The sequence below is a fragment of the Actinomadura fibrosa genome, from assembly GCF_900659615.1.
Taxonomy (GTDB): Bacteria; Actinomycetota; Actinomycetes; order Streptosporangiales; family Streptosporangiaceae; genus Spirillospora; species Spirillospora fibrosa.
This window is the reverse complement of record NZ_CAACUY010000072.1, coordinates 14606-38121: the sequence shown is the minus strand read 5'-3', so window position 1 is coordinate 38121 and position 23516 is coordinate 14606. Positions and strand designations below refer to the sequence as shown.

General features: G+C 73.0%; 24 protein-coding genes. 20 read left to right on the top strand and 4 right to left on the bottom strand.

Translation table 11 applies throughout. The annotated features are described in order from the left end of the window. Positions 1–59: 59 nt before the first annotated feature. From E1300_RS23750 to metK, 8 genes are all read left to right on the top strand, one after another. Positions 60–947, top strand: coding sequence for an iron-sulfur cluster-binding protein (locus E1300_RS23750; protein WP_131759262.1), 888 nt, complete (start codon positions 60–62; stop codon positions 945–947). Next, positions 944–1924 carry a dihydroorotate dehydrogenase gene (locus tag E1300_RS23745; RefSeq protein ID WP_131759261.1) on the top strand — a complete coding sequence of 327 codons (981 nt, stop codon included), beginning with the start codon at positions 944–946 and terminating at the stop codon, positions 1922–1924. Before E1300_RS23750 ends, E1300_RS23745 begins: the two co-directional genes overlap by 4 nt. Further along, positions 1921–2661, top strand: coding sequence for an orotidine-5'-phosphate decarboxylase (pyrF, locus tag E1300_RS23740; RefSeq protein ID WP_131759260.1), 741 nt, complete (start codon positions 1921–1923; stop codon positions 2659–2661). The genes E1300_RS23745 and pyrF overlap by 4 nt, the downstream gene beginning before the upstream one ends. A gap of 896 nt (positions 2662–3557) precedes the next feature. Continuing rightward, complete coding sequence (mihF, locus tag E1300_RS23735) at positions 3558–3884, top strand: integration host factor, actinobacterial type (protein WP_026405770.1); 327 nt, start codon at positions 3558–3560, stop codon at positions 3882–3884. A 94-nt stretch (positions 3885–3978) separates the two neighbouring features. After that, entirely contained in the window at positions 3979–4566 is a 588-nt protein-coding gene (gmk, locus tag E1300_RS23730) for a guanylate kinase (RefSeq protein ID WP_131759268.1), read from the top strand. 70 nt (positions 4567–4636) lie between these two features. After that, on the top strand, positions 4637–4891 hold the full coding sequence (rpoZ, locus tag E1300_RS23725) for a DNA-directed RNA polymerase subunit omega (protein ID WP_131759259.1): 255 nt from the start codon (positions 4637–4639) through the stop codon (positions 4889–4891). Between the two features lie 96 nt (positions 4892–4987). After that, entirely contained in the window at positions 4988–6253 is a 1266-nt protein-coding gene (gene coaBC, locus E1300_RS23720) for a bifunctional phosphopantothenoylcysteine decarboxylase/phosphopantothenate--cysteine ligase CoaBC (RefSeq protein WP_131759258.1), read from the top strand. Between the two features lie 136 nt (positions 6254–6389). After that, positions 6390–7595 (top strand): methionine adenosyltransferase, encoded by a 1206-nt coding sequence (metK, locus tag E1300_RS23715; RefSeq protein ID WP_131759257.1) that lies wholly within the window; start codon positions 6390–6392, stop codon positions 7593–7595. Between the two features lie 84 nt (positions 7596–7679). Here the strand turns inward: metK and E1300_RS23710 are convergent, their stop codons facing one another. After that, complete coding sequence (locus E1300_RS23710; RefSeq protein WP_242619359.1) at positions 7680–9362, bottom strand: DUF8823 domain-containing protein; 1683 nt, start codon at positions 9360–9362, stop codon at positions 7680–7682. Positions 9363–9520: 158 nt separating this feature from the next. Here E1300_RS23710 and E1300_RS23705 point away from each other — a divergent pair, with 158 nt between their 5' ends. The 8 genes from E1300_RS23705 to E1300_RS23670 all read left to right on the top strand — a co-directional run bounded on the left by E1300_RS23705 (position 9521) and on the right by E1300_RS23670 (position 18852). Continuing rightward, on the top strand, positions 9521–11737 hold the full coding sequence (locus tag E1300_RS23705) for a primosomal protein N' (protein WP_131759256.1): 2217 nt from the start codon (positions 9521–9523) through the stop codon (positions 11735–11737). 16 nt (positions 11738–11753) lie between these two features. Next, the gene (locus E1300_RS23700) at positions 11754–13565 is read left to right on the top strand and encodes a hypothetical protein (protein ID WP_131759255.1); all 1812 of its coding nucleotides are present in this window, start codon (positions 11754–11756) and stop codon (positions 13563–13565) included. Positions 13566–13662: 97 nt separating this feature from the next. After that, complete coding sequence (gene def, locus E1300_RS23695; RefSeq protein ID WP_131759254.1) at positions 13663–14208, top strand: peptide deformylase; 546 nt, start codon at positions 13663–13665, stop codon at positions 14206–14208. Beyond that, positions 14209–15135: a methionyl-tRNA formyltransferase gene (fmt, locus tag E1300_RS23690; RefSeq protein ID WP_131759253.1), complete on the top strand. Its 927-nt coding sequence runs from the start codon at positions 14209–14211 to the stop codon at positions 15133–15135. It abuts the gene before it with no gap. Further along, positions 15135–16553, top strand: coding sequence for an RsmB/NOP family class I SAM-dependent RNA methyltransferase (locus tag E1300_RS23685; RefSeq protein WP_131759252.1), 1419 nt, complete (start codon positions 15135–15137; stop codon positions 16551–16553). The genes fmt and E1300_RS23685 overlap by 1 nt, the downstream gene beginning before the upstream one ends. A 35-nt stretch (positions 16554–16588) precedes the next feature. After that, a complete protein-coding gene (locus E1300_RS23680) occupies positions 16589–17536 on the top strand; it encodes a phosphatase PAP2 family protein (protein ID WP_131759251.1) in 948 nt (315 codons plus the stop codon). Between the two features lie 12 nt (positions 17537–17548). Continuing rightward, positions 17549–18217 (top strand): ribulose-phosphate 3-epimerase, encoded by a 669-nt coding sequence (rpe, locus tag E1300_RS23675; protein ID WP_131759250.1) that lies wholly within the window; start codon positions 17549–17551, stop codon positions 18215–18217. Continuing rightward, positions 18211–18852 carry an HAD-IA family hydrolase gene (locus E1300_RS23670; RefSeq protein WP_278045379.1) on the top strand — a complete coding sequence of 214 codons (642 nt, stop codon included), beginning with the start codon at positions 18211–18213 and terminating at the stop codon, positions 18850–18852. The genes rpe and E1300_RS23670 overlap by 7 nt, the downstream gene beginning before the upstream one ends. A gap of 6 nt (positions 18853–18858) precedes the next feature. Here the strand turns inward: E1300_RS23670 and E1300_RS23665 are convergent, their stop codons facing one another. Then, a complete protein-coding gene (locus E1300_RS23665; protein ID WP_131759249.1) occupies positions 18859–19401 on the bottom strand; it encodes an HAD domain-containing protein in 543 nt (180 codons plus the stop codon). 136 nt (positions 19402–19537) lie between these two features. On the opposite strand from E1300_RS23665, the gene E1300_RS50250 reads away from it, so the two are divergent. Genes E1300_RS50250 through E1300_RS23650 form a run of 4 tightly spaced genes read left to right on the top strand, consistent with a single transcriptional unit; the run spans position 19538 to position 22737 of the window. Then, positions 19538–19972, top strand: coding sequence for a hypothetical protein (locus E1300_RS50250; RefSeq protein ID WP_165502961.1), 435 nt, complete (start codon positions 19538–19540; stop codon positions 19970–19972). 2 nt (positions 19973–19974) lie between these two features. Further along, complete coding sequence (locus tag E1300_RS23660; RefSeq protein ID WP_165502960.1) at positions 19975–21744, top strand: alpha/beta hydrolase; 1770 nt, start codon at positions 19975–19977, stop codon at positions 21742–21744. Beyond that, the gene (locus E1300_RS23655) at positions 21723–22256 is read left to right on the top strand and encodes a hypothetical protein (protein ID WP_131759247.1); all 534 of its coding nucleotides are present in this window, start codon (positions 21723–21725) and stop codon (positions 22254–22256) included. Before E1300_RS23660 ends, E1300_RS23655 begins: the two co-directional genes overlap by 22 nt. Then, on the top strand, positions 22249–22737 hold the full coding sequence (locus E1300_RS23650) for a hypothetical protein (protein WP_131759246.1): 489 nt from the start codon (positions 22249–22251) through the stop codon (positions 22735–22737). Before E1300_RS23655 ends, E1300_RS23650 begins: the two co-directional genes overlap by 8 nt. Before the next feature lie 81 nt (positions 22738–22818). On the opposite strand, the gene E1300_RS23645 is transcribed toward E1300_RS23650, so the two are convergent. Next, positions 22819–23226, bottom strand: coding sequence for a DoxX family protein (locus E1300_RS23645; protein WP_131759245.1), 408 nt, complete (start codon positions 23224–23226; stop codon positions 22819–22821). A gap of 99 nt (positions 23227–23325) precedes the next feature. Further along, positions 23326–23508 carry a DUF397 domain-containing protein gene (locus E1300_RS23640; RefSeq protein ID WP_370785146.1) on the bottom strand — a complete coding sequence of 61 codons (183 nt, stop codon included), beginning with the start codon at positions 23506–23508 and terminating at the stop codon, positions 23326–23328. Positions 23509–23516: the final 8 nt, after the last annotated feature.

The following is a 23516-nucleotide window of genomic DNA, read 5'->3' as shown; positions in this document are numbered from 1 at the left end:
ACCCCGGGAACGGGGCGCCGCCCGCCCGCGCGGCGACGTGAACGACGAGAGGGAGACGGGTGTCCGACACGCCGGTGCAGACCTCGGCGACGGTCCTGACCGTCCGCCAGGTGCAGGACTACCACGCGATGACGCTGGTGGCGCCGGCCGTCGCCGAGCGGTTCCGGCCCGGCCAGTTCGTGGCGCTCGCCGTCGGCGGCGAGCACACGGCCCGGCTGGTCCGCCGCTGCTTCGGGGTGCACGAGGTCAAGTCCGACTACGGCGGCACCGTCGAGGTCGTCTTCGCCGACACCGAGGCGGGCACCGCCTGGCTCGCCGGGCGCCGGTCCCGCGACCAGGTCGACCTCGTCGGCCCGCTCGGCCGCCCGTTCCGGCTCCCGCGCGACCCGGTGACCTGCGTCCTGGCCGGCGGCGGGCCCGGCGGGGCCGCGCTGTTCGCGCTCGCCGACGCGCTGCTGCGGCGCGGCAGCCAGGTGCACTTCGTGCTCGGCGGGCGGTCCGCCAAGCAGGTGTTCGGCTCCCGGATGGCGCAGCGCATCGGCGACTCCGCGACCGTCACCACCGAGGACGGCACGATGGGCGAGAAGGGCACCGTCCGCGAGGTCCTGCCCCGCGTCATCCAGGAGACCGGCGCCGACGTCGTCTACGGCTGCGGCCCGACCGGGCTGCTGCGCGCGGTCACCCAGGTCGCGGGCGACTTCGGCCTCCCGTCCCAGGTGTCGGTGGAGGAGTTCCTCCAGCGGACGGGCGCGTGCGGCATCGGCGTCTGCATGACCTGCATGCTCCCCGTCCACGGCGAGGACGGCGTGACCCGCATGGTGCGCGCCTGCGCCGACGGGCCCGTCCTGCGCGGCGACCGCGTCCGCTGGGGCGATCTCGGCACCATCCCGTTCGACGCGCTCGGCGCGCCGCGCGTCCTGAGCGTCACGGAAGGGGGCTCCCAGTGAGCGACCGGGTCATGACCACCCTGGGCTCCCTGGAGCTCCCCAATCCCGTTCTGACGGCCTCCGGGTGCGGTGGGACGGGACGGGAACTGGCCCAGTTCTTCGACCTGACGCGCCTGGGCGCCTTCGTCACCACCTCCGTGATGCCCCAAGCGCGCGCGGGCCGTCCCACGCCCCGCGTCACCGAGACCCCCAGCGGGCTGCTCACCGCGATGGGCCTCCCCGGGCCCGGCATCGAGACGTTCCTGGAACGCGACCTGCCCTGGCTCATCGAGCAGGACGTCCGGACGATCGTGTCCATCGCGGGCAACAGCGTCGAGGAGTACGGCGAGCTCGCGAGCCGCCTCCGGAACGTCCCCGGCGTCGCCGCGATCGAGATCAACGTCGCCTGCCCCAACGTCGAGGACCGCGGCCGCATGTTCGCCTGGCACCCCGCCGCGGCCGCGTCCGTCGTGCGGGCCGTGCACGCCCACGCCCGGCCGGGCGTGCCCCTCTTCGCCAAGCTCGCCCCCGACGTCACCGACATCGTGACGATCGCGCTCGCCTGCGTCGACGCGGGCGCGGACGGCCTCACGCTGATCAACACCATGGACGGCATGGCCATCGACCCGGAGACGCTCAGGCCCGCCCTCACCGGCGTCTCCGGCGGCCTGTCGGGGCCCGCGATCCGCCCCGTCGCCGTCCGCTGCGTCTACCAGGTCCACGCGGCCCTGCCCAGCACGCCGATCATCGGCGTCGGCGGCGTCGCGTCCGGGCTGGACGCGCTGGAGTTCATCCTCGCCGGCGCCTCCGCGGTCGCCGTCGGCACCGCCCTGTTCCACGACCCCACGGCCGGCCCGCGCGTGCTGCGCGAGCTGGAGGAGGCGCTCGCGGCCCGCCGCATCGGCCGCCTCGCGGACGCCGTCGGCCTCGCCCACAAGCCGGCGGGCTACGTGCCGCCGCAGGTGCGCCCCCAAGAGCCCGAGAAGGAGAAGCTGTGACCTCCGCCCCCATCGCCGTCGCCCTGGACGCGCCCGACCTGGAGACGGCCGCGCGCTGGGCCACCCTGGTCACGCCGCACGTCTCCACCGTCAAGGTGGGCCTGGAGCTGTACCTGCGGTATGGGCCCGACGTCATCGCCAGCGTCCGGGGCGCCAGCCGCGTCCAGGTCTTCCTCGACCTCAAGCTGCACGACATCCCGGCGACCGTGCGCGGCGCCGCGCGCGCCGTCGCGCGGCTCAAGCCCGCCTACCTGACCGTGCACGCCGCCGGCGGGGCCGCGATGATCCGCGAGGCCGTCGAGGCGGCCCCGGCCACCACGATCGCCGCCGTGACCGTCCTGACGTCCCTCGGCGACGCCGACCTCGCCGCCCTCGGCATCGCCGGGCCCGCGCCCGACGCCGTCCGCCGGCTCGCGGTCCTCGCCGTCGAGGCGGGCGCCCAGGCGCTCGTGTGCTCCCCGCAGGAGGCCGCCGCCGTCCGCGCGGAGGTCGGGCCCGGCATCACGCTGATCACTCCGGGTGTGCGGCCCGCGGGCGCCGCCGTCCAGGACCAGGCGCGCGTCGCGACGCCCGAGGAGGCCCTCGCCGCGGGCGCCGACCTGCTGGTCATCGGCCGCCCGATCACCGGCGCCCCCGACCCCGGCGCCGCCGCCGCGGCCATCGCGACCGCGCTGCGCCGCACGTCCGTTGACGGACCCGCCGGGACGTCCGCGGAGACGTCCGCCGAGACGCCCTGACCCGTCCCGGTTGCTGCCGTCCTGCCGCTGACCTGCGGGTTCGTCGTCCGATACAGCGGCGCCCGGGGCCCGGCGCGGGCGCGGAGAGCGCGCCGGTATGGCGCCCCTGGCATTCCGCGCGGCTTTAGCGAGCGGTGTTCTGAAGCGTGCTGGATCGCCCTTTGTCGTTTTGGGCGGGCAATCGGACCGGCCAATCGGGAGGGCAATCGAAGCCGTGAATCGCGGCGGCGAAGCCTTCCGCAAAGCGGTACGCGCCGAACGGCGAACTCGTTCAGCGGACGCGGGGTTTGCCGGCACCGTGACTGGGAGTTGTCATGCCGGTTCCGCCCGGCGGCGTTTCCGCGCCGGGCGGCGGGGGCGGCCCCGGGCGCGGCGGTGCCGGCGGGGCGCTCTGAGGGGGAGCGGGGAGCGGGGCGGAACGGCGGCTCCAGAAGTCGGAACGATCTTGGCGGGGGACGTGGAACGAGGATGGCAGGCGCCCTGCGGCTCCGACGTGCGGAACGGCGCGGCGTGACGAGCGTCACTCGTCCGCGCGGGAGTGTGGGGGACCTCACACGCGCCCGGTTCCGGGGCCGGCGCGGGCCCGCCGGCCGCGAACGGGATCATGGTGGGGCCGCCTCCGGCGCCTCCGACGCGAGTGACGGATGGGTGCTGAGTGACCGCAAAGGGGTCGGAAAGGGCGGATTTTCACGATCATGCGAAAGTCCCAGCAAGGCAAGGGGGTGGGGTGTCGGAGGGCCCGAGTTGTGTACACTCGATATTCAGGACACTCCGAGGAGTGATATTCGTGATTTTGTGGCGGGCTAAACGGCACTTCACGTTGCCTTATGGGGCGTGAACTCGCTAGTTTCCCAACCCGTCCGACTCCGTCGAGTGGAAACCTGAGGTGACCCGGCGTGGCTCTTCCGCCCCTAACCCCCGAACAGCGCGCCGCAGCCCTGGAGAAGGCTGCCAAGGCCCGCAAGGAGCGGGCCGAGGTTAAGAACCGGCTCAAGCACGGGGGAACCTCGCTCGCCGAGGTTCTCAAGGAGGGTCAGTCCGACGACGTCATCGGAAAGATGAAGGTGTCGGCCCTCCTGGAATCGCTGCCCGGTGTGGGCAAGGTCCGTGCGAAGCAGATCATGGAGCGCCTGGGCATCGCCGAGTCCCGCCGCGTGCGGGGCCTCGGCGCGAACCAGCGCGCATCCCTGGAGCGTGAGTTCGGCGGAAGTGCGAACCGCTGACGCGCGACTCACGGGCGGGCGCGGCGGCGAGTCCGCCGCGGCCGGCTCGGGTCCCCCCGAAACCGGCTCCATCCCGTCCGGCTCCGGCGCACCCATTCCTGCGCCGGACGGCTCCAAGCCGCATGGCCCGCTCGCCCGGCGGCTGACGGTCCTCTCCGGCCCGTCAGGCGTCGGCAAGAGCACGGTCGTCGCCGAGATCCGGCGCTCACACCCCGAGGTGTGGCTGTCGGTCTCGGTGACCACCCGGCCCCCCCGGCCGGGTGAGGCCCATGGTGTGCAGTACTTCTTCGTCGACGACGCCGGTTTCGACCGGCTCGTCGCCGAAGGGGAGCTGCTGGAGTGGGCCGAGTTCGCGGGGAACCGCTACGGCACCCCCCGCCGCCCCGTCGAGGAGCGGCTCGCCCGCGGCGAGCCCGTGCTGCTGGAGATCGACCTCCAGGGCGCCCGGCAGGTCCGGGGCACGATGCCCGAGGCCCTGCTCGTGTTCCTCGCGCCGCCCTCCTGGGAGGAGCTCGTCCGCCGCCTCACCGGCCGCGGCACCGAGCCCCCCGAGGTGATCGAGCGCCGCCTCGACGCCGCCCGCGTGGAGCTCGCGGCCGAGAAGGAGTTCGACGTCACGCTGGTCAACACGTCCGTCCGGGACGTGTGCCGCGAGCTGCTAGCCTTGATGGCTGTCCGCTGACGCCTTTCGCCGGCGCGGCGCCCGCCCCCCGCCGGGGCGAGGATCATCTCATCTAGGGGAAGGCCACCGAGTGGCAACCAGCAACGAGGGCATCACCAACCCGTCGATCGACGAGCTCCTGGAGGTCGTCGACACCAAGTACGGCCTCGTGAGCATCGCGGCCAAGCGCGCGCGGCAGATCAACGCCTACTACGCCCAGCTCGGCGAGGGCCTGCTGGAGTACGTCGGCCCGCTCGTCGAGACGCAGGTCCAGGAGAAGCCGCTGTCGATCGCGCTGCGCGAGACGCGCGAGGGCCTCCTGAACGCCGAGCCCATCGAGGGCTGAGCCCGGCCCGCCGCCGGCGGCGCGCGGAGCCCCGCGGGCGACCGCACGGGGGACCCCGGTGTCCGCGGGTCCGGCGGCTGATGGAAAAGTGACCGCATGACCTCCCGCAAGCCGCGCGTCGTCCTCGGCGTGGGCGCCGGAATCGCCGCCTACAAGGCGTGCGAGCTGCTCCGGCTGCTCACCGAGTCGGGCCACGACGTCACCGTCGTGCCCACCCCCGACGCGCTCCGCTTCGTCGGCGAGCCCACCTGGGCCGCGCTGTCCGGCAAGCCCGTGGCCGCGCAGGTCTGGGACGGCGTCGCCGAGGTGCCGCACGTCCGCCTCGGCCAGACCGCCGACCTCGTGTTCGTCGCGCCCGCCACCGCCGACCTGCTCGCCCGCGCCGCGCACGGCATGGCCGACGACCTGCTCACCAACACCCTGCTCACGGCCCGCTGCCCGGTGGTGTTCGCGCCCGCGATGCACACCGAGATGTGGGAGCACCCCGCCACCCGCGCCAACGTGGAGACCCTCCGGTCCCGCGGCGCGATCGTGGTCGAGCCCGCCTCCGGACGGCTCACCGGCAAGGACACCGGCCGCGGCCGGCTGCCCGACCCGTCCGAGCTGTTCGCGGTCGCCCGGCACGTCCTCGCCCGCGGCACCGCGGGCGGAGATCTCGCCGGGCGGCACGTCGTCGTGTCCGCCGGGGGCACCCGCGAGCCGATCGACCCCGTCCGCTTCATCGGCAACCGCTCGTCCGGCCTCCAGGGCTACGCCCTCGCCCGGACGGCCGCCGCCCGGGGCGCCCGTGTGACGCTCGTCTCCGCGAACGTGTCCCTGCCCGACCCGGCCGGGACGCGCGTGGTCCCCGTCGGGTCGGCGGAGGAGATGCGCAAGGCCGTCCTGGAGGCCGCCGCCGACGCCGACGCGGTCGTGATGGCCGCCGCGGTCGCCGACTTCCGGCCGGCCGACTACCGGGGCTCGAAGATCAAGAAGTCCGAGGGGACGGGCCCGGAGCCCATCGCCCTGGTGAAGAACGCCGACATCCTGGCCGAACTCGGACAGCGCCGCCGCGCCGGGCAGGTGATCGTCGGGTTCGCCGCCGAGACCGACGACGTCCTCGCCAACGGCCGGGCCAAGCTCGCCCGCAAGGGCAGCGACCTGCTCGTCGTCAACGAGGTCGGGGAGCACCTGACCTTCGGCAGGCCGGACAACGCCGCGGTGATCCTCGGCGCGGACGGCTCGCGGACCGACGTCGCGCGCGGGGCGAAGGAGGCGCTCGCCGACACCGTCTGGGACCTCGTGGCCGCCCGCCTGGAACCCCCCGCCCCGGACCGGCCGGCCGTCCACGCCTCGACTGGTCCTCCACCGCCGTCCCGCTAGACTTCACCCCCTAAGACCTCTGGGACCCCTGAGACCATCCGGGGTAACCGGCGGAGGGGCGGCGCCCCTCCACCGGCCTCGATCAACAATCCGTCCTGCGACGTCAGTCAGCAGCCGCTGCAAGGAGTTCACGTACGTGTCTCGCCGCCTGTTCACCTCCGAGTCCGTCACCGAAGGACACCCGGACAAGATTGCGGACCAGATCAGCGACGCGATCCTCGACTCGATGCTCAAGGACGACCCGAAGAGCCGGGTCGCCGTCGAGACCATGATCACGACCGGTCAGGTGCACGTGGCCGGTGAGGTCACCACCGAGACCTACGTGGACATCCCCGGCGTCATCCGGGAGAAGATCCTCGAGATCGGCTACGACTCGTCCAAGAAGGGCTTCGACGGCCACTCCTGTGGCGTGTCGGTGTCCATCGGCGCGCAGTCGCCCGACATCGCGCAGGGCGTCGACGACGCCTACGAGACCCGCGACGGCGACGACCGCGACAAGCAGGGCGACGACCTCGACCGCCAGGGCGCCGGCGACCAGGGCCTGATGTTCGGGTACGCCACCAACGAGACGCCCGAGCTGATGCCGCTGCCGATCACGCTGGCGCACAAGCTCGCCCAGCGGCTGTCGGCGGTCCGCAAGAGCGGCGACGTCCCGTACCTGCGCCCCGACGGCAAGACCCAGGTCACGATCGAGTACGACGGCGACCGCGCCGTCCGCCTCGACACCGTCGTCGTGTCCAGCCAGCACGCTCCCGACATCGACCTGAAGGAGCTGCTCGGCCCGGACGTGAAGGAGCACGTCGTCGACCCGGTGCTCGCCGAGTTCGAGCTCGACACCGACGGCTACCGGCTGCTGGTGAACCCGACCGGGCGGTTCGAGATCGGCGGCCCGATGGGCGACGCCGGCCTCACCGGCCGCAAGATCATCGTGGACACCTACGGCGGCATGGCCCGGCACGGCGGCGGCGCCTTCTCCGGCAAGGACCCGTCCAAGGTCGACCGCTCCGCCGCGTACGCGATGCGCTGGGTCGCCAAGAACATCGTCGCCGCCGGCCTCGCCGACCGCGCCGAGGTCCAGGTCGCCTACGCGATCGGCAAGGCGCACCCCGTCGGCGTGTTCGTGGAGACGTTCGGCACCGAGAAGCTCCCCGTCGCCAAGATCCAGTCCGCCGTGCTGGAGGTCTTCGACCTGCGCCCGGCCGCGATCGTCCGCGACCTGGACCTGCTCCGCCCGATCTACTCCCAGACCGCCGCCTACGGCCACTTCGGCCGCCCGGTGCCCGACTTCTCCTGGGAGTCCACCGACCGCGCCAAGGCCCTGGCCACCGCCGCCGGCCTGTAACCGCGCCAGGAGCCGCAGGGCTCGCGGGCGTACCGGCACCACGAATGAGGGCCCTGGGAGTCTCCCAGGGCCCTCATCGCCGTCTCAGGCGCAGTGGTTGCCGCGGTGGAGGCCGTAGCGGGCGGCGATGGTGTAGCGGCCGGGCCCCTGGACGGTCATCCGGACGAACTCGCCCTCGCGGGCCAGGCAGCCGTTCCCGCCGGTGACGCTGAGCCACGGCGACCACGAGATCCGCACCAGGACCGAGCCCGCGGCCCGCATGTCGACGACGAGCTTGCCGGAGTCGACGTGCCGCACCGTGCCGGGCGCGGCGACCAGCGGCGTGGGACGCGAGACGCGGAACAGCCGCCAGTGCTCGTCCCGCCACACCTCCGACAGGTACGGCTGGCCGGCCTCGACGAGGGCGGCCTCGTCCTGCGCGGACCAGTCGACCTCCTGCTCGGGAAGGACGACGTAGTGCACCGCCCACTTGTGCAGCCAGTCGCGGTACGACGCGGCGGTCAGGGCGCCCTTCTCGTAGAACAGCCCGTGCCGCTCGGCGTCGACCTGCCGGTTCCAGCCGCGCGCGAGGATGAAGTGGCGGCTCATCCCGGACGACTCCCAGTGCGAGCGCAGCGGGACGACCTCGATGCGGGAGCCGTCCGCGCCGAGCGCGTCCATCTCCTCGATCAGGGCGCGGGCGTGCCCGGCGGCGGCGTCCGCGGGCTCGGTGTGGATCAGGTCGTCGACCGGCTTCACGACCTGCCAGGACGCCGTCACGATGAACGCCAGCGACAGCACCGCGATCCGGAGCCGGCCGGGGGCGCGGGCGACGGCGCTCAGCAGGACGACGCCGCCGAACAGCAGCGACAGGCGCTCGACGTTGCTGCCGACGGGGGACGGGATCAGCCAGGTGAGGACGATGCCGGCGAGGTACACGCCGGCGGCCACCCGGACGACGCGCCACTCCTTCGGCGCGCACAGCAGCACCGCGGCCACGCTGGTGACGGCGGGCAGCACGATCGCGGTGAGCGAGATCGGCTGGACGCCGCTGAAGGGGAACAGCAGGCTCGTGACCCCGACGACGACCGGCGGGCCGACGGCCAGCGCCACGCCGGCGCGGCGCCGCCCCGTCAGGAACAGCGCGGCGGCGAGCACCATGATGAACAGGCCGGCGACCGGGCTGGCGAGGGTCGCGAGCAGGCCGAGGCCGACCATCGCGGCGGCGCGCAGGGCCGGCGTGCCGCGGCCCGTGTACGCGACGGCCGTCGCCATCAGCGCGAACAGCAGGCCGAGCCCGAACGTGACGCGGCCGGACGCCGCGTTGCAGGCGAGCGCGAACGCGGCCCAGAGCGAGGCGGGCAGCGCGACCGGCGCTCGGAAGCGGCGCAGCAGGTGCGCGGTCAGGGCCGCGGAGAGCGTCCCGGTGACCACGGCGACCGTGCGGATGCCGAACACCGCCATCAGGTACGGCGACAGGACGCTGTAGGAGGCGGGGTGCATGCCGCCGTACCAGGCGAAGCTGTAGGCCGCGCCCGGGTGCTTCCAGGCGAAGTCCGTCCAGGCGGCCTGGGCGGCCAGGTCGCCGCCCTCGGTGGCGAGGAACAGGCCCCAGACGAGGTGCAGCACGGCGGCGGCGACGGTGGCCGCCACCACGGGATGGCGCGGGTTCGTCCACTGCCTCCAGCGGGGCTTGGAGGAGCGGGCGGGAGGGCGCGACGGTCCGTGCTGGACCGGGGCGTCCGTCAGCTTCGGGGTCTGCGCGGTCACGTTGGTTTGCGCGGGCACGTTGGTATGCGCGGTCACATCGCCTGCACGGGCTCGTCGGACGGCCGGAGCCGCGGAAGGTGCCGGACGGGAGGTCCGGTGGGTCCGCGCCGGCTCGAAGGGACCACTCAGACTAGCGCGCGAGGCCGGTTGTCGGGTTGATCTGGTAGGACGGGGTCGTGACCACGAGCGGCGGGGGAGCGGAGCTGATCCCGGGGTTGGACGACCTCCCCCGGGTTCCCGTGGGCGAGCCGGAGGGCGAGGACGGGCCGGGGAAGGGCGCGGGGAAGGCCCGCACGGGCGCGGGCCAGGACACCAAGGGCGCGACCAAGAACGGGGTCAAGGGGAAAGGCGCGGGGAAGCGTGCGAAGGGCGCTCGCCGTCCCGCCGAGGAGCTTCCGGTCGCCCGGATCGCCGTCGACATCTCGCTCGCGCATCTCGACCGCCCGTTCGACTACCTGGTGCCGGACGAGCTGGACGCGAAGGCCGTCCCCGGGTGCCGGGTCCGGGTGCGTTTCGCGGGGCAGCTCGTCGACGGGTTCCTGCTGGAGCGGGTCGCGGAGAGCGATCATGAGGGGCGCCTGTCGTTCCTGGAGCGGGTCACCTCGCCCGAGCCCGTCCTGTCCCCGGAGATCGCGTCCCTGGCCCGGGAGGTGGCCGAGCGCTACGCCGGGACGTTCGCCGACGTCCTCCGGCTGGCCGTCCCGCCGCGCCACGCCCGCGTCGAGGCCGAGCCGGTGAAGCCGTCCGAGGCGGAGGGTGCGGAGGCCGAGGCGGGCGGTGATTCGGCTGAAGGCGCACCGGACGCCGAACGCAACGCCGGTGGGGAGCCCCAACCCGGAGTGTGGAGCGAATACCCGGCCGGACCCTCATTCCTGACTGCCCTGGCAGCGGGCAGGGCGCCGCGGGCCGTCTGGACGGCGCTGCCCGGGCCGGGCTGGACGGCGGCCATCGCGCGCGCGGTGGCGGTCACGCTGGACGCGGGGCGCGGTGCACTCGTGGTCGTGGCGGACGGACGCGACGTCGCCCGGGTGGACAAGGCGCTGGAAGCGGAGCTGGGGAAGGGCCGGCATGTCGCACTGACGGCGGAGCTGGGCCCGGCGGAGCGGTACCGGCGATGGCTGGCCGTCCGGCGGGGCCGTGCGCGGGCGGTGGTCGGGACCCGGGCCGCGATGTTCGCGCCTGTGGCAGAGCTGGGGCTCGTCGTGCTGTGGGACGACGGCGACGACGTCCACGCCGAGCCGCACGCCCCGTACCCGCATCCGCGCGAGGTGCTCGCCTTGCGCGCGCACAGGGCCGGTGCGGGGGCACTCATCGGCGGGTTCACCCGCACCACGGACGCGACCCAGCTGGTGGAGGCGGGCTGGGCGCACGCCCTTGTGGCCGACCGCGTACGCATCCGGGAGGTCATGCCGCGCGTCCGGTACGTGGGGGAGGACGCGCAACTCGCCCGGGACGCCGCCGCCCGTACGGCGCGCCTGCCGAACGTGGCGTTCGAGGCCGCGCGGGGCGCGCTGGAAACCGGCCCGGTGCTCGTCCAGGTCCCGCGGCGCGGCTACGTGCCGGGCATCGCGTGCGGGCGGTGCCGCGAGCCGGCGCGGTGCTCGGCGTGCCAGGGGCCGCTGTCGCTGGCGTCCTCGCATGCCGCCCCGTACTGCCGGTGGTGCGGGCGGATCGCGGGCGACTGGCACTGTCCCGAGTGCGGCTTCTTCCAGGTGCGTGCGGTGGTGGTGGGGGCGAAACGCACCGCGGAGGAGTTGGGCAGGGCGTTCCCTGGCGTCCCCGTGCGGACCTCTGGGCGCGAGGCCGTCCTCGACCAGGTGGGTCCGGAGCGCGCGCTCGTGGTGTCCACTCCAGGGGCCGAGCCGCCCGCCGAAGAAGGCTACGCCGCCGCGCTGCTGCTGGACGGCTGGGTGCTGCTCGGGCGCCCGGATCTCCGTGCCGGGGAGGAGACGCTCCGGCGCTGGATGAACGCGGCGTCGCTCGTCCGTCCGGAGGGGCCGGTGGTGGTGGCGGCCGAGGGGTCGCTTCCGGCCGTGCAGGCGCTCGTCCGGTGGGATCCCGTGACGTACGCGGAGCGGGAACTCGCCGAGCGGAGGGAGGTCGGTTTCCCGCCAGCGGCCCGGATGGCGTCGCTGACGGCATCCCCGGCGGCGATCTGGGAGCTCCTGGCCGACACCCGGTTGCCGGACGGCGCGGAAGTGCTCGGCCCCGTGCCCGTCCCGGCCCCGCCGGGAGCCGTCGAGGGGCAGGAACGGGAACGCGCACTCGTCCGCGTGCCGAGACGCGCCGGACACGCCCTCGCGCGCGCGCTCAAAGAAGCCCAGGGCGTTCGCAGCGCGCGGAAGGCTACGGAAACCGTGCGTGTTCAGATCGACCCCCTGGAGCTGATCTGACCAATAGGGTTCTCGCGTGGCCGACAACTGGGTGGATGTGACCGCGGCGGATCTGCGGCGGTGGGCGGACGAGCGCGGCGAGGACCTGGACGAGCACGGGGCGCGGCTCCTGCTCGACCTCGCCCATGAGGAGCTCGGGCTGACCGGGCCCGGGGCCCTGACCCCGGAGGGGCTCCGCGCGCTGCTGATGGAGGTGTTCCCCGAGGCCGTGGTCGCGGGCGCCGACGAGGTCCCCGCCGTCCTCGGCACGGTCCGCGGGCTGGTGGCGTTCCTGCGCGACACCGGCGCCGTCCCCGCGCCGCTCGCCGCGGAGCTGGAGACCGAGGTGGAGCGGATCGCGCCCCGGTTCGCCGAGGTGGTCGCGGAGACCGACACGGCCGAGCGGAAGGTCGCCGCGGAGGTCCTCGCCGGGCTGATGCGGGCGGAGGGCGTGCCCGCCGACGACCGGGAGGCCGTCGAGGCGTGGGTGCGCGACTTCGAGGCGCTGCCCGAGGAGGAGCGGTTCGCCCGCACGGAGGAGTACCTCCGCCAGGTGGAGGAGCTCGTCGTCCCGCCCGTCCGGCTGGCGCCCGTGGCGGAGCTCGCCGCGGCCGCGCGCGCGTCGCGGCTCACCGAGCAGGTCCTCGCGCTCGCCGAGTGGACGGGGGAGCGCGCCCTCGGCGAGGACGACCGGCTCACCGAGGCCGACGCCGAGGAGGCCGCGCGGGCCCTCGGCCTGGACGAGCCGCGCGGCGTCGGCCAGATCGACGACGAGTCCGCGCTGGAGCGGCTCTGGTGGGCGGCCGTCGAGGCCAAGGCGATCGTCGCGGAGGACGGCGCGGCGGCGCCGGGCCCGGCCCTGGCGGACCTGCGCTCCGGCGACGACGCGGAGCTGCTGAAGGCGTGGCTGCCGCTGTTCGACTCCGTCGCGGTGCCCGAGCACGACCCGGAGGACGGCTTGGACGCGCTGGAGCTCGTCCAGAACGAGCTGACCGGGGTCCTCATCCACCTGTACGAGCAGGACGCCCCGTCGGTGCCGCAGGTGCTGCTGGACGCGCTGCTCGAACACGTCGGGGAGGCCTACGACCTGTCCGACGCGAAGGCGATGTCCGAGCTCGTCCCGGACGCGTTCGCCCTGGAGCTGGAGATCCTGGAGGAGTGGGGAATCGTCGAGCCCGCGGGCGAGGGCGGCCGGGCGCTGACCCCGCTCGGCGTGTGGGCCGTCCGGGAACTGCTGCTGGCGGACGGGTTCGTGGCACCCGTGGTCGGCGACCTGGCGGGCGCTCCGGCCGCCGACCTCGTCGAGGGGCTGGTCTGGCACCGGCCCGACACCGCCGACGAGGAGATCGACGGCTGGCTGGCCGCCCACGACGCCAAGGACGCCGCCGCCGACCTCGTGGACGTGATGCGGACCGGCGGGCCCGGCGCCCGCAACCTCGCCGCGGCGGTGCTGCACCGCGTCGGCCCGGAGGCGGCCCCGGTCGTGCGGGCCGCGCGTGAGCACCCGCTCGTCTCGCCCTATGCCGCGCTGTGGCTGAACGCCATCGACGATCCGTCCGGGCGGGAGCTGTCCAGGGACGAGTACCTGTGGGTGTTCGTCGACACCGTCGCCGGGATGCTGGAGACGGCCGAGCCCGCCGAGGCGGTCGAGGCCGCCATCGCCGACGCGCCGCCCGGAACGGAGATGCGGGAGATGATCGAGGAGCTGTGGCGCACGCACCACGGCGACGTGGCGGAGGTCCTGGAGGCGCTGGGCGAGCACCATCCCGACAAGGCGACCGCCAAGGCCGCCCGCACCGCCGCCTACAAGGCGCGCTCGGCGGCCCAGGGGCAGCGCGGCGGCGTGTGAGGTTCACGGGATCGCTCCGTAAACTGGACGTGACGACAGAGCGGACGGAACCCCCGCCCCGCAGGGAACGGCAAGCACCGCAGGAACGGAGCCCTCGTTGGCAGTCAAGCCCATCCGCCTCTTTGGCGACCCCGTGCTGCGCACCCCCGCGGAGCCGGTGAAGGACTTCGACAAGGAGCTGCGCCAGCTCGTCAAGGACCTCACCGACACGATGATCGACGCCCCGGGGGCGGGCCTGGCCGCGCCGCAGCTCGGCGTGGGCCTGCGGGTGTTCACCTACTACGTGGACGACCGGCTCGGGCACGTCGTCAACCCGACCCTGGACCTGTCGGACGAGCAGGAGACCGACGACGAGGGCTGCCTGTCCCTGCCCGGACTGGCGTTCCCCACGCCGCGCTCCGTGCGCGCCGTGGCGAAGGGCTTCAACATGCACGGCGAGCCCATCACGCTGGAGGGCACGCACCTGCTGGCGCGGTGCGTCCAGCACGAGACCGACCACCTCGACGGGATCATCTTCATCGACCGGATGGACCCCGAGCAGCGCAAGGCGGCGATGAAGGCGATCCGGGAGGCGGAGTGGTTCGGCGACCCGGCGCCCGTCGTGAAGGAGTCGCCGCACCGGACCTTCGGGAAGGCGATCTGAGTGAGGTTGGTCTTCGCGGGCACCCCTGAGACGGCCCTCCCGGCCCTGGAGGCGCTCCTGGCGTCCTCCCACGAGGTGGCGGCGGTCGTGACCCGGCCCGACGCGCCCGCGGGCCGTGGGCGCCGTCTGGTGGCCAGCCCGGTCGCGGAGCGCGCCGCGGAGGCCGGGATCGAGGCGCTCAAGCCCGCCAAGGCGCGCGACCCCGAGTTCCTCGACCGGCTGCGGGCCATCGCGCCCGACTGCTGCCCCGTCGTCGCCTACGGCGCGCTGCTGCCGCGCGCGGCGCTGGACATCCCCCGGCACGGCTGGGTGAACCTGCACTTCTCGCTGCTGCCCGCCTGGCGCGGCGCCGCGCCCGTCCAGCGCGCGATCCTGCACGGCGACGACGTCACCGGCGCGGCCACCTTCCTGATCGAGGAGGGGCTCGACACCGGCCCGGTCTACGGCGTGCTCACCGAGCCCATCAGGCCGACCGACACGTCCGGCGACCTGCTCGGGCGGCTGGCCGAGGCGGGCGCCGGCCTCCTGCTGGAGACGATGAACGGCATCGAGGCGGGCGTGCTGGAGGCGCGCCCCCAGCCCGCCGAGGGCGTCTCGCACGCCGCCAAGCTGACCCCCGACGACGCGCGCGTCGACTGGACCTCTCCCGCGCAGCACATCGACCGGCTGATCCGGGCCTGCACGCCCGCTCCGGGCGCCTGGACGACGTTCCGCGAGACGAGGGTGAAGCTCGGCCCCGTCCGTCCCGCGCCCGACGCGGAGAAGCTCAGCCCGGGGGAGATCCGGCAGGGCAAGAAGGACGTGCACATCGGCACCGCCACGTATCCCGTCGTCCTCGGCGAGGTCCAGCCGCAGGGCAAGCGCCGCATGGCCGCGGCCGACTGGATCCGGGGCGTCAACCTCACCGGCAAGGACGCGCTGCACTGATGCCCCCGACCCGCAACCGCCGCGGTGACCGAAGCCGGAACACCAGGCCGGGGAAGCCCCGCCAGACGGGCCGCCCCCAGGACCTCGTCCGGCGCACCGCGTTCGACGTCATCCGGGCCGTCGAGACCCGCGACGCGTACGCGAACCTGCTGCTGCCCACGCGGCTGCGCGACCGCGGCCTCACCGGCCGCGACGCCGCCCTCGCCACCGAGCTGACCTACGGCACGCTGCGCGGCCGCGGCCTCTACGACGCGGTGCTGGCGCTGTGCAGCGACCGCGAGCTCCGCCGCGTCGACGGCCCGCTCCTGGACGTCCTGCGCCTCGGCGCCCACCAGATCCTCGCCACCCGCATCCCCCCGCACGCCGCGGTCGGGACGGCCGTCGAGCTGGCCCGCTCGGTCTCGGGGCCGGGCCAGGCCAAGTTCGCCAACGCCGTCCTGCGCAAGGTCGCCTCCCGCGACCTCGACGCCTGGCTCGCGATCGTCGCGCCCGCCGACGCCGACACCACCACCCGCCTCTCGATCGCCCACAGCCACCCCAAGTGGATCGTGTCCGCCCTCCGGGACGCGCTCGGCTCCGACCGCAACGAGATTGACGCGCTCCTGGCCGCCGACAACGCGCGCCCCAGGGTGACCCTCATCGCCCGCCCGGGACGCGCCACCCTGGACGAGCTGTACGACGCCGGCGCGGAGCCCGCCCCCTACTCGCCCTACGCGGCCGTCCTGCCCGAGGGCGACCCGGCGGGCATCGACGCCGTCCGCGACGGGCGCGCGGCCGTCCAGGACGAGGCCAGCCAAATGGTCGCCCTCGCGCTCACCGCCGTCCCCGTGGACGGACGCGACGCCCGCTGGGCCGACCTGTGCGCGGGCCCCGGCGGCAAGGCCGGCCTCCTCTCCGCCCTCGCCACCGAACGTGACGCGCGGCTCCTCGCCGCCGACGTCCAGCCCCACCGCGCCGGGCTCGTCACCCGCGCGGTGGACGACCGCGCCGGGGTCGTCGTCGCGGACGGCACCGCCCCGGCCTGGCGTCCCGGCGCGTTCGACCGCGTGATGGTCGACGCGCCCTGCACGGGCCTGGGGGCGCTGCGCCGCCGACCCGAGGCGCGCTGGCGGCGCGGTCCCGAAGCCGTCGCCGAACTCGGCCAACTCCAGCGGAAGCTGCTCGCCTCCGCCCTGGACTCCGTCCGCCCCGGGGGCGTGGTCGCCTACGTCACCTGCTCCCCACACCTGGCCGAGACGCGGGTCGTGGTCGACGACGTCCTGCGGAGCCGCGACGACGTCGAACGGCTCAACGCCCCGGACGTCCTCGCCTCCGCGGCGCATGACCTGACCGGTCTGGGGGAGGGACCCTACGCGCAGTTCTGGCCCCACCGGCACGGCACCGACGCGATGTTCCTCGCGCTCCTCCGCCGTACCTGAGGGCCGGTACCCGACCTCGACGATCCGGGAGGCCCGTGCTCACCGTCTTCATGCACGCGATGTCGTACCTGGGCAGCGCCGGGTTCTACATCCCGCTGCTCGCGGTGCTGTACTGGTGCGTCGATCCCCGGCTCGCGGCGCGGGCCACGGTCATCCTGTCGTTCGGCTCCGTCCTGAACACAGTGCTCAAGCTGGTGTTCCACTCGCCCCGCCCGTACTGGACGGACCCGGGGGTCACCGCACACGAATCGCGGGTCTCCTTCGGGATGCCGTCCGGGCACGCCCAGAACGCCATCGTCGCCTGGGGCTACCTCGCGACGCTCACCCGGCGCCGCATCGTCTGGGCGGGCGCCGTCCTCGTCATCGTCCTGATCGGTGTCTCCCGCGTGTACCTGGGCGTGCACTCGACGGGCCAGGTGCTCGCGGGCTGGGCCATCGGGATCGTGACGCTCGTCGTCGCGCTGCGCCTGGAACCCTTGGTCGTCCCCTGGTGGGCACGGCGCCCCCTGGCCGTGCAGGTGGCGCTCGCCCTGGTGGTCTCCCTGGCGTTCCTCGCCGCTGCCTGGGGCGCCGTCCACGCGCTGGACGGATGGCGGTGGCCGGACGCCTGGGCCAGGTCCATCCAAGCCGCGGGCGGGCAGATCCGCGCCATCACCCTCAAGGAATCGGCCGCGGCCACCGGCGGACTCTTCGGCATCCTCGCCGGGATCTCCATCACGGCGTCCCGCGGCTGGTTCGACCCCTCGGGCGAGCCCCTGCGGCGCCTGGCCCGGCTCCCCGTCGGCATCATCGGCGCCCTCGCCTGCTACGCGCTCGACTACTACCTGGGCACCAACCCGGCCATGATGTTCGCGGCGCAGGCCCTCCTGGGCCTCTGGGCCACCGCGGGCGCGCCCGAGACCTTCGTCCTCCTGCGCCTCGCCGACCGTCCCACCCGTCCCGTCACCCGGGCGGGTGATGGGCGCGCCGAGGTGCGGCAATAGACTCGGACCATCATGGCTGCCCAGATATCACCCAGCATCCTCTCCGCCGACTTCGCCCGCCTCGCGGAGGACGTCGCGATCATCGCCGACTCCGCCGACTGGGTGCACGTCGACGTCATGGACAACCACTTCGTGCCCAACCTCACGCTGGGGCTGCCGGTCGTGGAGGCGCTGCTCAAGCACAGCGCGCTGCCCCTCGACTGCCACCTCATGATCGAGGACCCGGACCGCTGGGCCCCGCAGTACGCGGAGGCGGGCGCGGGCAGCGTCACCATCCACGCCGAGGCGGCCAAGGCGCCCATCCGCACCCTGCGCGCCATCCGCGCCGCGGGCGCGCGCGCCGGCCTGGGCGTCAACCCGGCCACGCCCGTGGACGGCTTCGAGGACATCCTCGGCGAGATCGACATGCTCCTCCTGATGACGGTCGAACCGGGCTTCGGCGGCCAGAAGTTCCTCGACGTCGTCCTCCCGAAGATCCGCCGCGCCCGCGAGCTGATCAAGGCCCGCGACCTGCCCGTCTGGCTCCAGGTGGACGGCGGCGTCAGCGCCGAGACGATCGAGCGCTGCGCCGAGGCGGGCGCCGACGTCTTCGTCGCGGGCAGCGCCGTCTACGGCGCGGAGGACCCGGCGGAGGCCATCCGCAAGCTGAAGGAGCGCGCCGAGGCCGCCACCGCATGGTGACCCTCCGCTGCGCCGCGGTCCTGTTCGACGTGGACGGCACCCTCGTCGACTCGACCCCCCTGATCGAGCGCGCCGCCCGCGCCTGGGCCCTCGAATACGGGATCGACGCCGACGAGTTCCTGGCGGACGCCCACGGCCGCCCCACGAGCGACCGCGTCGCCGAGTTCCTCCCACCCGACCAGGTCCGCGCCGCAACAGCCCGCCTGGACGCCCTGGAAGCAACCGGCACCGAAGGCATAACCGCCCTCCCAGGCGCCCTGGACCTCCTCACGTCCATGAACGGCCTGCCTTGGGCGATGGTCACCTCGATGGACCGCGCCCAGTTCACCGTCCGCACCGACGTAGCAGGCGTCCCGATACCGCCCGTCGTCGTCACCGCAGAGGACGTCCCACGCGGCAAACCAGACCCCTACGGCTACCGCCTGGCCGCAGAGAAGCTGGGCGTGGACCCGTCCACCTGCGTAGTCATAGAAGACGCCCCCGCCGGCATAAAAGCAGGCCGAGCCGCCGGCGCAACAGTGATAGCCGTAACCACCAGCCACGCCCCCTCCGCCCTAACGGAAGCCCACCACATAATCCCCAACCTGACCCACGCAAAAGCCACCCCCGAAGCCCTCCACCTCACCGACCTCTGAGTCCGTTCAGCCTCGGGCGGCGCGCCAGTTCAGCAGCCTGTCAACATGACGGCGCTCCAGCCCGTCCGCGGGACGCGTGGGAACAAGAAGAATGCCGCGATGCGGCAACGCCTGACGGCGGGCCCTGAGAGGAATGATGTCGTCGATCCAGGCGAACCGACGGCCGTCGGCGTGGCGGAGGATCGGTGTCCACTTGCGCATCTGCGGGAGCTGGGTGACCGGAAGCGGCGGGTCGTCCGGCCGGTACCGGTAGGCCGTGATCGCCACGTACGGGAGTGCGGGCAGGCCAAGCAGCGGAGCGATGTAGGTGTTGGCGTGCTCCTCCCACGTGCTCGCCCAGACCAACTCGTAGCGTTCGCTCAGCTCGGCGAGCCATTCGCGGTGCCGAGACGAGAGCCGGACCGTCAGCCGTCCGATGCGGTGCTCGGCGAACTCGTCCGGTCGGCTGGGCGCCTCCGGGTTGAGGACGCCATCGATGTCCAGGTACAGCACCGGCTTGGCTGAAGGCCGACTGCCCGGTCGCGGGATCGCGCCGATGCCCCATGCCATGGCCAGATCATGACACGGCGATCACGGGTCGGTTGGGGAGCTAGGAGACATTCCCACCTGTTTCGTATTTCACTTGACTGCTTCCTGACAACTCGACACGATCCTTGTTGATCGAGTGCTGGAAGGGAGCGGCTGCGTGACCGAGAACTCGATCCACCGGTTGCTCAACACGACCCGCGGCCCGGGAGGCCGGGACTCGCCGCGCCCGACACCTCCCGGCCCGGGCGGCGCTAACCAGGACCCGGCGGCCGGAGGTTCGGGCACTTCAGCGGTGGATCCTGCTGCGCTGCGCAACGCCGCGAAGAGCGTTCCCCAGGTGGAGGTCGCCGTCCGCAACGGAACTCGCGCCTTCCCCTCCGAAACCGAGAAGGCGGCGACCGCGCTCGGTGAGGGGTGGGCCACGGCGGCCGCGATGAAGAGGGTCTCGTCGGAATGGCTGCAAGCCCTGCGCAGGCTGGCGGACGAGATCGACTTCCTCGGAGACGCCGTCAGGCGCAGCGCCGACAACCGGCAATGGGCCGAGGCCGAAAATCAGAAAAAGATCGCCCGGATTCGAGCGGGAGGACACTGACCATGGTGTCCTTCAGCCAATTGCGGAACGCGAAACCGAGTGAGCTGGACGCGGCCTGGCGCTCCTGGCGCAAGCTCGTGGAGTTTCTGGAGCAGGCGGAGGACACCTACCAGGGCGCCTTCCTCCAAGGCGTCCGCGGAGCCCGATGGCAGGGGCGCGACGCCGAGGCGGCCATGCGGACCCTGCTGCCGGCGCGAACCCGGATACGCGTGTCCGCCGGCGAGGGAGCGGCCATCGCCAGCGTCCTCAACAGCGCGCAAGCGAAGATCACGGCCGCCCAGCGCAGGCTCGCCAACGCGATCAGTACCGCCGAGGGCAACTACCTCAAGGTCGGCCCGGACGGCTCCATCGACTATCCCGAGGCGCTGCCGCCCCGATACGCGAGCTGGCAGGAGCTCCAGCAGGTGGCGCGGAACATCCAGGCAGAGATGGCCGCCGCCGTCAGGGACGCCACGGCGGCGGACGCCGAGATCGCCGCCGCCCTGCACGGCCCGCAGGTGCTCGACGCCAAGAACCCGCTGGCGCGACTACAGCAGGACGCCGGGCTCGCGACCCGGCTGGCCGGTTTCGACCCGAACGGCATCCCGCCCAAGGGCGTCAAGGATCCGAAGGCGATCGCCGCCTGGTGGAAGAACCTCCCGGAAGAGCAGCGCCACCTCATGATGGACGCCTACCCGGAGAAGATCGGCTGGCTGGACGGCCTCCCCTCGGAGGACCGGAACGAGGCCAACCGCATCCGCCTCGACGCCAGGGTCACCGAGTTGCAGTCGAAGAGCGGCGACCTCAGCGCCGCCGAGCGGCACGACCTCGAACGCCTGACCAAGCTCGACAACGCCATCACGACGTACGAGACCAAGGGGCAGGACCTTTACCTCCTCGGCTTGGACTCGACGGTCACCGAGAAGGCCGAACTCCGGGACGGCCAGGGCTCCGACGGCCGCGCGATCGTCGCGTTCGGCAACCCCGATACGGCGGTGAACACCGCCGTCTACGTCCCGGGCACGACGGAGAGCCTCGACAAGTTCTCCACGAGCATGAACCGCGCTTTCAACCTCCACGAGGCCACGGGCATCTACTCGAAGGGGCCCGTGTCCAGCATCGCCTGGCTGGGCTACGACGCCCCGGACGACGTCGTCAAGGACGCGCCCTTCGGGAACTACGCCGACGCGGGCGGCCCGAAGCTCAACGGTTTCGTCGACGGGCTCCGGGAGGCGCAGACCGGCGCGGGCAACCCGGACGGGCGCATGACCGCCGTCGGGCACAGCTACGGCTCGACCGTGATCGGCGAGGCCGCCCGGCATCCCGGCGACAGGCTGAGGGTCGACGACATCGTGGTCGCGGGAAGCCCGGGAATGCGCGTCGAGCACGCGTCCGACCTCGGCATCGGCGCCGGACACGTCTACTCCCAGGAGGCCTCCGGCGACCCCGTTCCCAGCGCCGGACGTCCAGGCCACGGCGGCCCGTCGACCACGGGCGGCGACGGCGGAGGGGTTTTCCCCGGCCCCCGGCTCCAATGGCCGACCGTCCCCAGCGACGGCGAATTCGGCGGCCACCGCCTCATCACCGACGGCAAAGGCCACAGCGATTACTGGAACGAAAAGCAGGGACGCGTGGACGACTATACGTTCGGCGGAGCAAGCATGAGTCTCGACGAGCAGGCCCGCGTGGTCGCCCGCACCTATGCGGACGGTGACCAGCGAACGCATCCGATCGACTATGGCCAGGGAGGCCCGCAAGAGCATAAGGACAGATGGTGGCAGAAACTGTTCTGATATCCAGGAGTGTTCTGGTTTTCTGCGTCCTGGTGGCGGCCGCCGGGTGCTCGGTCACCGGCCATTATCCGAAGAAGGATCCGAGGCAGGTGGGCGAGAGGGTCGAGCGGCTACGCCGGGAAGTGGCCGGCTCCCTCGAGGCGCCGCCGGTGTCGGACAGCGGCACCTTCGACCGGGAGTGCTATGAGGACTGGCAGCAGAAGAAGAGCGTGAAGCCGAAGCAGAACGACCCGTGGAAGGTCGACTACAGCCAGTTCGAGTTCGGCATGTCGATGACGATTCCGGTGCGTCGGGACGACATAAAGGCCGTCTATGACGATCTCGTGGCGAATCTCGGACGGCGGCCGGGCTGGAAGGTCGGGGAGGGACGGAACTCGTCCGGAGTCGTGACGGGTGTGAGCGGCAAGAAAGAGGGTGTGCGCCTGTACGCGTGGGACACGCCTGATGGAAAAGGCGGCAACGTCATAGAGGTGGAACTCCAGACCGACTGCTACCGGCATCCCAATGCGTGAGGACGGGGCGGGGCTGCGAGTGGAGCATCCGCGGGTGGCGGCGGGGCGGGTTGCTGAGCTCGTCGCCGAGGTCGCGGAGAGCTTGGTGGGGATCGCGGCGCTGAACAAGGCGCCCGGCGAGGTCGGACCGCAGCCGTGCGAAGGTGCCGAGGTGACCCAGACCATTGCTGATTCGGCGGGCGAGGGCGCCTCTTCTGAGGAGCCCTGGTTCGTCGACTACAGCCCATACACGATGGTGTACATCGGCTATGCGCAGGTGCCTGAGGGCGTGCCCCTCGGCTCGCTGGTCGTCCGGATGGGGGAGCGGTTGGCGGCGCGAGGATGGCGTCCTCGCGAGGCCGCCGGCACGGAGGAGTCGCCGGAACTGATGATCGAGGCACCCCGAGCGGGCTACGGGGCGCGCATCGTCGGGATCACCGCCGAGCCGGGCCCGCGCCTCGGCATCTACATCGCGTCACCGTGTTTCCGGTGCCCGGACTAGGGAGGCGGGTAAGGCCGGTCCGCCCGGCTTGGCGGACGGACCGGTGGTGAGGCGAACCGGCGGGGTCGTGCGGTCCCGGCGTCAGGTGAAGAGGGGGCCGACGATGTTGAGGCCCGGGTGGTGGTCGGAGGCGTAGAGGGCGAAGAGGGCCAGGGCGCCTCCGGCGAGCGAGAGGTCCTTGTTGAACTGGATCATCTCCATCTGGCGCGCCTCGCCCTGCTGCGTCCAGAAGTCGTGGAACACGAACGCCGTGATCAGCAGGAACGGGATGAACGCGAGCGCGGCGAGATCGGGCCACACGCCGAGGATCAGCATGGCCGACGCGATCAGCAGGTAGGCGCCGGACACCTGGACGGCGAGCTTGGGTTGCGGCAGCCTCTTGCTCGCCGCGTACCCCGCCATGGCGTCGGCCGAGCTGAGGTGGCCGACCGCGGCCCCGAGGAAGATGGTCGTGAAGACGATGCGGGCGATGAGAGCGACGACGTCCATGACTGCCTCCCGGTGGGAATCTCGTCATCCGCCACTTCTGTCCGCGATCTACCCATCACCCAAGATCGTTGAACATTGAACGACCACCTGGGCCGCGTCCTACAGGTCGAGCGCGCCCCTCTTGATCCGCCCGACCAACTCGCCGAACCCCGCCGCCGACATCACCTGCAAAGGCCCGCCCGGATCCTTGCTGTCCCGGACGAGCACGACTCCCGTCCCGTTCGCGACCTCGACGCAGTTCTGTCCGCCTCCGCTCGATCTGCTGCTCTTCCGCCAGATCATTCTGGAAA